Origin of the sequence: Streptococcus mitis, assembly GCF_003942965.1 — a bacterium.
GTDB classification, from domain to species: Bacteria; Bacillota; Bacilli; order Lactobacillales; family Streptococcaceae; genus Streptococcus; species Streptococcus mitis_BH.
Genome location: NZ_RJOG01000035.1, coordinates 1 through 12,785 on the forward strand (window position 1 = coordinate 1; position 12,785 = coordinate 12,785).

Sequence of the window (12,785 nt, forward strand, 5' to 3'; positions counted from 1 at the left end):
GGTAACAGCCCAGACAACGGCATGATGGAATCCTTCTTTGGTATTTTGAAATCCGAAATGTTTTATGGTTACGAGAAGACGTTTAAATCACTTAATCAATTGGAGCAAGCTATTGTAGACTATATTGATTACTACAACAATAAACGCATTAAGGTAAAATTAAAAGGACTTAGTCCTGTGCAATACAGAACTAAATCCTTTACTTAAATTATTTGTCTAACTTTTTGGGGTCAGTACAAAATGCCTTATCTTTTTTCATTACACAAATTGTCTTCCAACTTCTTCACATTCCCATTCCCTTGTAGAAAAGCAAAACTGAGAGTCCTACGAACAACACTAACGCTACCAGTCTCTGACTAGCGCTATACATCCGTCTTTCTCCTCGAACTGGAAAGATAATTGCTAGAAATGCTCCACCAACTGCTCCCCCGATATGGCCTGCTAGGCTGATTCCTGGAATCAGAACACTTCCAATAATGTTAACCACAAAAAGTGTCAGATAAGATTGCCCTAGCTGTTGGATATAAGGATTACGCGTTGCATAGCGAAGAATGATAATCGCAGCAAATAGCCCATAGAGAGAAGTAGAAGCTCCTGCTGCTAAGGATTTTGTACTAAATACAAAAACAAAGAGATTACCCATCATTCCTGATAAAAGATAGAGAAAGAAAAACTTCTTAGATCCGAAAATTTCCTCTACTTGCCTACCAAGATAATATAGCGAAAGCATATTGACAATGAAATGCTCCCAACCAATATGAACAAAAATGGCAGAAAAGAGACGCCAAATCTGCTCGGGAAAGAGGCGAATAGCAGGCCCATACATGGCTCCAAATCGAAATAAGGTATCTGCCCTGTCAAAGTTTCCGCCTGTGCTCACCAACATTAGTAGAAATACCAAGGCCGTCACTAAGAGAAAGAAACTCGTCACAGGGTAACATCTATCAAAGATTTCCTTCATCAATCAGTACCTCCTGAACAGGAATATCATGATTTTCAGAGATAAAGTCCTGAATTTGACAAGGATAAACCGTACTCAAAGTATGACCAGAAAAATGTTCCAGATAGCGGTCATAATAACCTCCACCGTATCCAATCCGATATCCTTCCGTCGTAAAAGCCAGACCAGGAACATGAATCAAATCAATCTGAGAGGCATCCACTACTTCCAAATTTCCCTGTGGCTCCAGTAATCCAAAGGAAGTTTTTACCAACTGTTGCGGATCATAGACCACAAAGTCCATGCGTCCCTTGGGATAAGTTTTGGGTATCAGAACCTTCTTGCCGTCCTTCAGCGCCTGCTCAATCAGTTCCTGCGTTTGAAACTCATGAGGAAAAGAGAGGTAGGTTGCGATGATCTTAGCTTCTTGGTAAAAGGGGTGTTGTAAAAGTCGCTCAGTTAAAGCTTGATCCATAGCCTGTTTTTGCTCTCGAGGGATAGCCTTCATTTCTTGCAAGACTTGCTTACGTAATTCCGATTTCATAGACAAGCCCTCTACTCTGCTGCCTTCTTTTTTAGGAAACTAGAAACCGCATCCACCCCAATAGCTAAAGCTTCTTCCTTAGGACTCATCTGAGGGTGATGAAGGGCATAGGGACTGTCGATACCTAGCCAAAACATAACGCCATCAACTTTTGAAAGGAGGTAACCAAAGTCCTCACCTGTCATAGCAGGTTCGATATCAATCAACTCAATTCCGTCTTTTTCTTCAAAGAAGTTCATCAGTTCACGCGCCAAGGCTGGATGGTTTTCAACAGGCAAGTAACCACCTTGTTTGAGTTCCACTTCGACTTCCATATCAAAGGCAGCTGCAACTCCTTCTGCAACTGTTTTGACCCGCTTTTGCACCAAGAGACTCATATCTTGAGTCAAGGCCCGAATAGTTCCATGCAAAAAGGCTGTATCTGTGATAACATTGTTGGTTGTTCCAGCCTGAAAAACGCCAAAGGTCACCACTGCTCCCTCGATTGGGTTGACATTGCGGCTAACCACTGACTGCACCTGGGTCACAAAGTAACTAGCCGCCACCAAAGCGTCATTAGCTTCATGTGGAAAGGCTGCGTGTCCTCCTTTGCCTTTGAAACGGATCTTCACCTCGCAAGTACCTGCAAAGAGTGTATGAGTATTAGTCGCAATCTGGCCGACTTTTAAATCTGGCCGAACATGAAGCCCATAAAACTGGTCTGGCAACCAGTCTCCAAAAGCGCCATCCTCATACATGAGCATGCCACCAGCTTCATTTTCTTCAGCAGGCTGAAACAGAAAGAGCAGATTGTTCTTTGGTTGCTCCTCAAGGGCTCGTTCAAGACAGCCCAAGGCAATAGTCATATGAAAATCATGTCCACAAGCATGCATGCGGCCTTGGTGCTGAGAAGCGAAAGGAAGGGCTGTTTGTTCGACGATAGGCAGGCCATCAATGTCTGTTCGCCAACCAATGGTACGATCTGGCTGACTCCCCTGCAAATAGACCAAAATACCTGTCCGCCAAGTACGAACTTGAACAAAGTCCTTACCCGCAGTCAATTTCTCAATCACATCTAGCAAATAAGCATGAGTCTTGAACTCCTCCAAGCCAATCTCTGGAATCTGGTGCAAATCTCGTCTAGTCTGAATCAAATCTAACATCTATCTATCCTCCTATATAGCAGAAAGAGGCTGGAAAAAGGGTCCCGCCTCTATTTTTCTTTTACAAATTACAAGGTACGAAGCGCATCCTCTAGCGCTGTTTTTTGTTGGGTTTGGGCATCAATCTCTTTGATAATACGTGCTGGAACACCTGCCACCACCACGTTTTCTGGGACATCTTGGGTAACAATAGCTCCCGCTGCGACAACTGAACCACTACCGATTTGGACCCCTTCGATAACCACTGCGTTGGCCCCGATGAGAACATTGTCTCCTACACGGACTGGTTCAGCGCTAGCTGGCTCAATCACACCTGCAAGAACGGCACCTGCACCAACATGACTGTTTTTCCCAACAATAGCACGGCCACCAAGGATAGCACCCATGTCAATCATAGTTCCTGCACCAATTTCAGCACCGATATTGATAACCGCTCCCATCATGATAACAGCATTGTCACCAATTTCAACCTGATCACGGATAATAGCACCTGGCTCGATACGAGCGTTGATAGCACGTTTGTCTAGCAAGGGAACTGCAGAATTACGAGCATCTTGCTCAACAACATAGTCTTGATTTTCTACCAAACCATCTAGAAGCGGAGCCACGTCCTTCCAGTCTCCAAATAGGACATTCCCTAATTTGACAACAGAGCTTGGTACAGCAGTTGCAAGTTGTCCTTCAAAGGTTACTTTAACACTGGTTTTCTTTTCAGCATTGGCGATAAATTGAATAATTTCTTGTGCGTTCATTTTTGTAGCAGTCATAGGCGCCTCCTAGTTCATTTTAATGATACCTATTCTACCAAAAAAGGCCTCAAATTTGAAGCCTTTTTGTTTGTTTTTAGGTATGATTTTTAGGGATGTGAGATAAAACGTGCTGTCGGTAAAAGCAAGCCCCTACCGATACAACCTAAAAACACTCTTCACAACTATCTCCCCGTGTTTTATTGACTATTCTAGTATAGCACACTTTTAGAATTAAGAAAAGACTTTTTATTTACTTTCTTTCGCTTCTTCTACCGATAGGAAAATCATGGGCAAAATAATCAGGGCCATAGCTAGAAGAAGGGACCAATCCACTACCAATCCTAAAAATAAAACACTCAAAAGGGCAGAAGAGAGAGGTTCACTGGCACTAATAACGGAAACCACCAAGGGAGAAACCAAGGACACAGCCTTCATGGAAATGAAAAAGGCAAAAGCTGTCCCAAAGAAAGCGATAATGAGACAAATCAAGATACTCCAAATATCAAGAGTAAAGGAAAGCTGATAAACCGGCGAGAGGACATTGCTAAATAAACCGGCCAAAATCATCCCCCACCCAACCGTGGGTACAAAACCGTATCTCTTAGCGAAAGGCTGAGGTAGGATAACATTAAACATAACCCCCATGGCACTCAGCAGACCTGTTATAAGAGCTAGCGGCGTCATAGATAACTGAGAGAGATCCCCCTTTGTCGCCATCAAGCAAACACCCAACATGGCAACCAAAACATAGAAAATAGCGCTTTTTGACGCTCGTTTTTGATAAACCAAACGATTGTAAAAGAGGATAAAGACAGGACTGATAAACTGTAAAATAGTTGCTGTCGCTGCATTTGAATATTCTACACAGAGATAGAAAAAATACTGAACTGAAAAAATCCCCAAAATAGCATAGGCTAAAAAGGGTAGGTAATTTTTCTTGTCTCGCCAGATATCTAACACTTGCAATTTTAATTGCATCGCAGACCAAATAAGCACAAGACTCCCTGCCAGTGTCAAACGCATAGAGGTAATCCAGCCCGAAGACACCTGATAATGAGTAAAAAAATACTCTCCTAAAATTCCACAGATTCCCCAGATTAAGCCGGATAGAAGCGAATAAATAGTTCCTTTAACAATCTTTTTCTGATACTGATTCATACCTTTATTGTAACACGAAAGGAAAAAAGAAAAAAGTGGCAATCCATTGATTAGCCACTTTATTTAGCACAGTTTAAAATCATTATCGTCTCGACCTTGAAGAAGAAGGTAGCGTAGCACTTGAATTGCTGCTATCGCTAGAACTGCTTACTGAACTGCTTGAACTGCTTGAACTGCTTGAACTGCTTGAACTGCTTGAACTGCTTGAACTAGATGGAGTCGGTAACCCTCCCAAGATACTAGACCAAACATTTTGATAATCCGTCTCACTTCCTCCAATAGCAAAGTTATAGATAGTCGTAGGAGCTCCCGCCTTGTTAGCCCAATAGCTCGTTACAGTAGAACCTGAAAGATCTACCGTTCTACCATTGACGGATACTTTGCCAGGTTTTTGGCCTGTTGACCTGAGAACCTGAGATTGAGTTACACTAGAATCAAGATTAAAGCGTTCATTGCCCCAAACTCCAGGATCAGCTTGTTGGATAGCATTGACTAAATGAGCCATATATTTGGCATTTCGATAATGCCCAGCTCCCTTGCCCAGCGGTCGATTGTCATCATGACCTAACCAACCACCTAGAGTCAACCTAGGGGTTGAAATCATGAGCCACATATTCTCATCTTCATTAGTTGTACCAGTTTTACCAATCCAGTCTAAACGGGAAAGGCTTGGATTTATTGAAGATAAATCCGTCTGGAAACTAGAAGTAATACGAGAAGAGATAACATCACGAAGCAAACTTTGCATAATCGTTGCTGTCGCCTTAGAATATACCTGAACAGGTTGGGAGTTATATTCATAAATCACCCTACCATCAGAAGATTCAATCTTAGAAATCATATGTTTCTTTTGATAAAGACCATTGTTAGCCAGGGTTTGATAACCATTTGTATGTTGAGCAACTGTGACTTCAATACCACCACCCATAGGAAGACTTTCGATACCGTACTCCGAAATCTCATACCCCATTTTTTCCATATAGCCCTTAACATCGACACCTTTTTCACGAAGCATGCGATAAGTCCAATAGGCTGGAATGTTCCATGAATAATTTAAAGCCTCACCCAAATTGACCATACCTGTACCTTTACTGCTACCGTGCACAATCGGACTACCATTTGCATAGTTTGTGGGATAATTAGACAATATGCTAGCACTTCCCATCAGTCCTTGATCAATAGCAATACCATATGCCAGCAGAGGCTTGGTAGTAGACGCAGGAGAACGCTTAGTATCTATAGCATGGTTATTCTGATTTTCTTGGTAATTTCGACCTCCAATAAATGCTAAAATAGCACCTGTCTTGTTATCCATCAAAACATTCCCTACTTCAGGCTGCCCTGTATCATCATCCACTAGTTTTCCATACGTCGCTACTGCATTTTGCATAGCTATATGAATCTTTTTATTGATGGTAGTGGTAATCTTATAGCCACCACTTTCAATTTCCTTAGTTGCAAGATCTCGATAGGCTTTCTGAATTGATTTATTTTGTAATTCTTGACCAGAAACATTATCTTGCTGAATTAAATAATCATACATCCTATCTACAGCTTCTGCAAAAGTAGCAAAGTAAAGATAATCACGCGAAACAGAATTCACACTATCTGATGTCAGAAAGTCTTGTTTGAGATTATAATCCTTGTACTGGTCGTATTCTTCCTGAGTCAGAACACCCGTACGGTACATGTTGTAGAGAACATCCTTGGCCCGCTTCAAACCAAGTTCTAAGTCTTCATCACTCTTTAACTCTCCAGTATTTTCATAAGGGGAATAAGTAATCGGACTCTGTGGCAAACCTGCTAAGAAAGCGGCTTGAGGAATACTCAACTTGTTGGCATCGATACCGAAAATCCCTTCAGCAGCTTGCTGAGCACCTGCAATATTCTGTCCTTTATGATTTCGACCAAAGGGAGCGACATTGAGATAAGTGGTCAAGATTTCATCCTTGCTCATACTGCGTTCCAAGGCAAGGGCATCGACAATTTCTGTAGCCTTACGAGCCAAAGTCGGAGCATCTCCGACCACTTGTTGTTTGATTAACTGTTGGGTCAAGGTCGAGCCCCCGCTAGATGAGCCCAAACCTGCAAAGGTTCCCAAAGTCGCCCGAATCACAGCTTTTGGCACAACCCCATTATGTTCAAGGAAATGTTCGTCCTCAGTTGCAACGATAGCCTTTTTGAGATTGTCTGATATTTCCTCAGATGAAACAGAAGTTCGCAGTAGGTCACTCTCGATAGAAGCAATGACACTCCCATCTGCGTAAACAATTTCTGAGATGGAAGAAATATTTTTAACCTGCTTGACCAAATCCTCCGATTGGGGAACCTTAGCCTTGTCAAACAAAGCAACTCCATAACCAAGAGCTACACCAGCACCAAAAAGCCCACCGATAAAGCCTAGAATAAAGAGAGTATTCAAAACTCCCTTGATAGCGGCTAAAATGCTCCCTAAGATAGACAGAATTCGCCCACCTGTTCCATCCGACTGCTTCTCTTCTGAGACTTTCTCTGATTTTTTATGATTTATGTTTGATTTTAATCGCTGGAAAAATTCCAGCATTTTTCGTTTTAATTCATTTAATTGATTTTGCATGGATTTCCTCACTCTATCTATTATACCATAAAAGGTAAACTTTCAATAAAATAGCCACTTTCTTCCCTATTCTACTAGGCTATTGCCCAAGTTTGTGATACAATAGGTAGAAACAATATTTTTAAAAAGGAGAAAAGACACATGCACATTTTTGATGAGCTAAAAGAGCGTGGTTTGATTTTTCAAACGACTGATGAAGAAGCTTTGCGTAAAGCCCTAGAAGAAGGTCAAGTTTCTTATTATACTGGCTACGATCCAACTGCTGACAGCCTTCACCTAGGCCACCTTGTCGCAATCTTGACAAGTCGTCGCTTGCAACTAGCAGGTCACAAACCTTATGCGCTCGTTGGCGGTGCTACAGGTCTCATCGGAGATCCGTCCTTCAAAGATGCTGAACGTAGTCTCCAAACAAAAGACACAGTAGATGGCTGGGTCAAGTCTATCCAAGGACAACTTTCTCGTTTTCTTGACTTTGAAAATGGTGAAAACAAGGCTGTCATGGTCAACAACTACGACTGGTTTGGCAGCATCAGCTTCATTGACTTCCTCCGTGATATCGGAAAATACTTCACTGTCAACTACATGATGAGCAAGGAGTCTGTGAAAAAACGGATTGAAACAGGAATTTCTTACACTGAGTTTGCCTACCAAATCATGCAAGGTTACGACTTCTTCGTTCTTAACCAAGACCACAACGTAACGCTACAAATCGGTGGTTCTGACCAGTGGGGAAATATGACAGCTGGTACCGAATTGCTTCGTCGTAAAGCTGACAAGACTGGCCACGTAATCACAGTACCGCTTATCACAGATGCAACTGGTAAGAAATTTGGTAAATCAGAAGGAAACGCAGTCTGGCTCAATCCTGAAAAGACTTCCCCATACGAAATGTACCAATTCTGGATGAACGTTATGGATGCAGATGCTATTCGCTTCTTGAAGATCTTTACCTTCTTGTCACTTGATGAGATTGAAGACATCCGTAAACAATTTGAAGCGGCTCCACACGAACGCTTAGCTCAAAAAGTCTTGGCTCGTGAAGTCGTTACACTTGTTCACGGCGAAGAAGCCTACAAAGAAGCCCTTAACATCACTGAACAACTCTTTGCAGGAAATATCAAAAACCTTTCTATCAAAGAGCTCAAACAAGGACTTCGTGGTGTACCAAACTACCAAGTGCAAGCAGACGAAAACCACAATATCGTGGAACTACTCGTCTCATCTGGTGTGGTTAACTCAAAACGCCAAGCCCGTGAAGACGTCCAAAACGGAGCTATCTACGTCAACGGCGACCGCATCCAAGACCTTGACTATGTCTTGAGTGACACAGATAAGTTAGAGAATGAGCTGACTGTTATCCGTCGTGGAAAGAAAAAATATTTTGTATTGACTTACTAAACTGTTCAACATTTACCTATAAAAAAGGAGTTAACCTCGAGAAAGGTAACTCCTTTTTGCTGTTAATAGTCCCCACCTATCCCTTAATAGACAGGCTACGCAGTACAATACGTAAGGTTGTTAGATTATGTAAGATAGAGAGATTTGAAGGACTGAGCCAATTAAACAAGCCAAAGCCAATCAAACTACTATTTACGACAACGGTATCTTGAATATTCTTCTTGATGAGTGTTTGCAAAGATGATGATAGCCAATCCAACTCTTGGAAGAAATCCAAACGATTATCTAACAATAAGATATCGCTCATCTGCTTAGAAATATCTGCACTCTCATTCATCACCACACCGATATCTGATAGAGTTAGAGCCGCTGAGTCATTCAAGCCATCTCCAACCATCAAAATAGTGTGACCTGCTTTCTGCAGTTCCTCTACTAACTCAAATTTCCCATCAGGTTTCAAGTCTGTATAGACCTGATCAAAGGGCAAATCTTTGACTAATTCCTCTGTTCTAACCAAGGTGTCCCCTGTTGCCAGAATCAATTTTTTCCCTTGCGCCTTAAGTTTCTCCAAGGCTGCTTTTGCTTCTTTTCTCAAAGGAGTATGAATGCAGAACATTCCAATCAATTCATTCTGATAAGCCAAGAATAAGAGATTATAGCGACTCTTGTACTCTTCAATTAAAGCATTTTGTTCTGAACTGATATGAATTTGCTCATCCTGCATTAAAACATAATTCCCAATAAGAACTGGTTGCCCATCTATATGAGATTTGATCCCCTTGCTTGCGATATATTGGAGTTTCCCATGCATTTCCTCATGTTCAATCCCCTCTATCTCAGCTTGCTTGACGATGGCATTAGCAATAGGATGATAAATGTGTTCCTCAAGACAGGCACTGATTCTGAGAATATCTTCCTCACTATAGTCCCCAAAAGGTAACACCTTTTCAACTATAGGATAACTAGTTGTGATTGTTCCCGTCTTATCAAACAAGAAAGTATCAACTTCCAGATATTTCTCCAGAACATCCCCATCCTTAATCACCATTTCACGATTCAACCCCTCCTTGATAGCTGTTAAATAAGCTACAGGAGTAGAGATTTTCAAAGCGCAGGAGAAATCGACTAATAGGAAAGAAATAGCCTTAGAAAAAGAACCTGTTAATAGGTAAGTTAGCCCAGCCCCCAAGAAATTATATTTGACGACCTTATCCGCCATCTTGATGAAATAGCGTTGTTTCGTTTTCTTGTTTTCTTCAGACTTCTTCATTAACTCAATCAGTTGTAAAATCCGGCTGTTCATCTGATTATCGGTTACACGAATGCGTAACTCTCCAGTTTCTAATACTGTATTTGCACAAACCAAATCAGACTCTCTTTTTTCAACTGGAAAACTCTCTCCCGTCAAGGAACTTTCGTTGACCATACCTAAACCTGAAACTACTTGTCCATCAAACAGAATTTCATTTCCTTGAGATAGGACCAAGACATCTCCTATTTGAACATCGGAACTCTTGATACTAACAACCGTATCGCCCTGTACTAAGAATACGTCGCTCTCTTTTGCAAGAAGGCTTTGTTCTAAATCTGTTGCAGTTTTTTTCAAAGACCACTGATCTAAATGATTCCCCAAATCAAGCATAAACATGATATTGCTAGCTGTCTTGGATTGGTTCATAAACAAGGACAATAAAATCGCCGAACAGTCCAAGACTTCCATCGTTAGTTCCTTACGCGCTAGTGTTTGATAGGCTTCTCTAATATAGCCAAAAGCCTGATAACAAGTCCATATATAGCGAATAGGATACGGCACAAAACTACGAAAAAGTACACGCTTAATCGCTGCACCTGAAACAATAGAATAAGCACTCTCTTCTCTACGAATGGGAAGAGTCATCAACTCAGAAACTTTCCCTTTATCAATTCTTTTTAAAAAGGCTTCTGCATTGTCTAATACAGAAAAGCCTTCTTTTATGCGTAGAGTAAAGTGCTGTTGATCCATGTAAAACTGGATAGACTCAATCCCCTTTTCATCTCTCGCCAAGGAACGAAGATAGTCTTGAATATCCAAGGTGAGTGAAAAAGAAGATGATAGTCGGATATGTTGGTATCCTCTATGTAGCACTTTAAAAGACATATTATTCTCCTATAAGGCTATCTAATTGCTCTTCTTTTTTCTCTTGCTCGTACAAATATTTGGCATCTTGCAAGACATCGTCTCCATGTTGTTTCACAACAGAAACAGATGCATCTAGCCCGTCTTTCAACTTGTAAGCCTTAGCCAAAGCTTTAGAATAACCTTTTTTAGCTTCCTTACTTGCTAAGATTTTCAAGCCAAGGGTACCAAATGCGACACCACCCAAAAAGAGTGATGATTTTTTCGCAACTTTTGCAACGGTTAATACTTCTTTTAACATACTTATTTCCTCCTTATCATTATTATATAGAAATTTAGATATAAAAGCAATTTTATTCCATAAATTGGAGAATTAGTTTTATTTCTACTGAATCTCCCATCTACTTATTCCTAAAGTTGCTTTCATTTGCCTCTTTTGATACACTTAAACTATGAATACAAATCTCAAACCCAAACTTCAGCGTTTTGCTTCTGCTACTGCCTTTGCCTGTCCTATCTGTCAAGAAAATCTGACCTTAGTAGAGAGCAGTCTCAAATGCAACAATCGCCATTCTTTTGACTTGGCTAAATTTGGCTATGTCAACCTAGCCCCTCAAATCAAGCAATCTGCCAACTACGACAAGGAAAACTTTCAAAACCGCCAACAAATCCTAGAATCTGGCTTTTACCACGCTATCTTAGAGGCTGTATCTGACTTGTTAGCAAATTCAGAAACTAGCACCACAGTCTTAGATATCGGTTGTGGCGAAGGATTCTATTCTCGCAAACTCCAAGAAAGGCATCCTGACAAAACCTTCTATGCCTTTGATATTTCCAAAGATTCCGTCCAAATCGCTACCAAGAGCGAACCCAACTGGGCAGTCAACTGGTTCGTTGGTGACTTGGCTCGTCTTCCTATAAAAGACGCTAGCATGGATATCCTGCTTGATATCTTCTCACCTGCCAACTATGGAGAATTTCGTCGCGTTTTATCCAAAGACGGTATCTTGATAAAGGTTATTCCAACTAAAAATCACCTCAAGGAAATCCGTCAGAAGGTACAAGACCAGCTGACAAACAAGGATTATTCTAATCAAGATATCAAAAATCATTTCCAAGAACACTTTACCATCCTATCTAGCCAAACGGCCTCTCTGACTAAGACTATCACAGCAAATCAGCTCCAAGCCCTACTCAGTATGACTCCTCTCCTCTTTCACATCGACCAGAGCAAGATTGACTGGAGCCAACTGACAGAGATTACCATTGAAGCTGAGATTCTGGTTGGGAAAACATTCTAAACTAGACTTCCCAAAGGCAGACAACTTACAAAAAATCTTTAATATTACAAAAATGCATAAGAACAGGTGCTCAAAAACCTTAATCTTATGCGTTTTGTTATGCAAAAATCGCTGGAGTTTCTATACACATTAAGTGGAAATCTTTGAAATCAGTTCTTTTAATAACCATTGAATACCATATATTACATTTACCCCAAATATGATATAGGCCATATAAATCAAGTATTTCGATTTCTCCCGCCTCAAAGAATAGATCTTGTACAAAATAGATAAATTTAAAATAATAAATAACAGAGACAAAATCTTCCCTCCAAAATCAATCCTAAAGGTACACAGCTAAGCATAGCCCTAAACTTTATTTTCGATTCGAAATAATAAATTTATCAATAAATAGCAATTGATATAAGGCGAGTACAGATCCCCAGAAACTACCTCGAAGAGAGATTTCTTGATGATTGAGAGGAAACAAATCATGGTTACCTATATAGAGGCAGGTCAAAATGATAAATAAAATCCAAAATAAATCAGTCCATTTATATTTTGAAAAATATTTTTTCCACATAAAAACACCTTCTTTCCTACAATTATATTATAATACTTTATGTAAGCGAATACAAGAAATATGAGGTAATCAACTACGAAGAAATATAAAGCTGAAGACAGTGAAAACCAGCATTTTAAGCGCTGGTTTACTGTTTTAAACTAGGTTTCTTACAAGCTTACTAACACTTAGCTTTTAAAAAAGTTAGTTTTTGAAGCGCTTGGATAAATAGAATCTAGAAAACAGAAAAAACTAAAAAGAATGTAGGGAAGTAAACCCTACATTCTTAAAATAACTTAG

At 40.4% G+C, this 12,785-nt stretch carries 12 protein-coding genes; 3 read left to right on the forward strand and 9 right to left on the reverse strand.

What is annotated here, in order from left to right; translation table 11 throughout:
• Nucleotides 1-207, forward strand: a 207-nt coding sequence (locus tag D8837_RS08505; RefSeq protein ID WP_142999001.1) for an IS3 family transposase, incomplete at its 5' end; no start/stop codon positions are given.
• 76 nt (nucleotides 208-283) lie between these two features.
• Here D8837_RS08505 and D8837_RS08510 read toward each other — a convergent pair.
• The 6 genes from D8837_RS08510 to pbp1b all read right to left on the reverse strand — a co-directional run bounded on the left by D8837_RS08510 (nucleotide 284) and on the right by pbp1b (nucleotide 7,129).
• Nucleotides 284-961 (reverse strand): rhomboid family intramembrane serine protease, encoded by a 678-nt coding sequence (locus D8837_RS08510; protein ID WP_125456784.1) that lies wholly within the window; start codon nucleotides 959-961, stop codon nucleotides 284-286.
• A complete protein-coding gene (locus D8837_RS08515; protein ID WP_125456785.1) occupies nucleotides 945-1,484 on the reverse strand; it encodes a 5-formyltetrahydrofolate cyclo-ligase in 540 nt (179 codons plus the stop codon). The genes D8837_RS08510 and D8837_RS08515 overlap by 17 nt, the downstream gene beginning before the upstream one ends.
• Nucleotides 1,485-1,495: 11 nt before the next feature.
• Nucleotides 1,496-2,626 carry an N-acetyldiaminopimelate deacetylase gene (locus D8837_RS08520; protein WP_125456786.1) on the reverse strand — a complete coding sequence of 377 codons (1,131 nt, stop codon included), beginning with the start codon at nucleotides 2,624-2,626 and terminating at the stop codon, nucleotides 1,496-1,498.
• A gap of 68 nt (nucleotides 2,627-2,694) precedes the next feature.
• The gene (dapD, locus tag D8837_RS08525) at nucleotides 2,695-3,393 is read right to left on the reverse strand and encodes a 2,3,4,5-tetrahydropyridine-2,6-dicarboxylate N-acetyltransferase (protein WP_000127460.1); all 699 of its coding nucleotides are present in this window, start codon (nucleotides 3,391-3,393) and stop codon (nucleotides 2,695-2,697) included.
• A 228-nt stretch (nucleotides 3,394-3,621) separates the two neighbouring features.
• Nucleotides 3,622-4,533, reverse strand: coding sequence for a DMT family transporter (locus D8837_RS08530; RefSeq protein WP_125456787.1), 912 nt, complete (start codon nucleotides 4,531-4,533; stop codon nucleotides 3,622-3,624).
• An 82-nt stretch (nucleotides 4,534-4,615) separates the two neighbouring features.
• Complete coding sequence (gene pbp1b, locus D8837_RS08535; protein ID WP_125456788.1) at nucleotides 4,616-7,129, reverse strand: penicillin-binding protein PBP1B; 2,514 nt, start codon at nucleotides 7,127-7,129, stop codon at nucleotides 4,616-4,618.
• A 141-nt stretch (nucleotides 7,130-7,270) separates the two neighbouring features.
• On the opposite strand from pbp1b, the gene tyrS reads away from it, so the two are divergent.
• Complete coding sequence (gene tyrS, locus D8837_RS08540) at nucleotides 7,271-8,527, forward strand: tyrosine--tRNA ligase (RefSeq protein ID WP_125456789.1); 1,257 nt, start codon at nucleotides 7,271-7,273, stop codon at nucleotides 8,525-8,527.
• A gap of 76 nt (nucleotides 8,528-8,603) precedes the next feature.
• Here tyrS and D8837_RS08545 read toward each other — a convergent pair whose 3' ends face one another.
• Nucleotides 8,604-10,664 (reverse strand): heavy metal translocating P-type ATPase, encoded by a 2,061-nt coding sequence (locus D8837_RS08545; RefSeq protein ID WP_125456790.1) that lies wholly within the window; start codon nucleotides 10,662-10,664, stop codon nucleotides 8,604-8,606.
• 1 nt (nucleotide 10,665) lies between these two features.
• Nucleotides 10,666-10,944 (reverse strand): DUF6110 family protein, encoded by a 279-nt coding sequence (locus D8837_RS08550; RefSeq protein ID WP_000910910.1) that lies wholly within the window; start codon nucleotides 10,942-10,944, stop codon nucleotides 10,666-10,668.
• Between the two features lie 151 nt (nucleotides 10,945-11,095).
• Between D8837_RS08550 and D8837_RS08555 the strand changes: the two genes are divergently transcribed.
• The gene (locus tag D8837_RS08555) at nucleotides 11,096-11,944 is read left to right on the forward strand and encodes a putative RNA methyltransferase (RefSeq protein ID WP_125456791.1); all 849 of its coding nucleotides are present in this window, start codon (nucleotides 11,096-11,098) and stop codon (nucleotides 11,942-11,944) included.
• Nucleotides 11,945-12,299: 355 nt separating this feature from the next.
• On the opposite strand, the gene D8837_RS09820 is transcribed toward D8837_RS08555, so the two are convergent.
• Nucleotides 12,300-12,506, reverse strand: a complete 207-nt coding sequence (locus D8837_RS09820) for a hypothetical protein (RefSeq protein ID WP_070842806.1) — start codon at nucleotides 12,504-12,506, stop codon at nucleotides 12,300-12,302.
• Nucleotides 12,507-12,785: the final 279 nt, after the last annotated feature.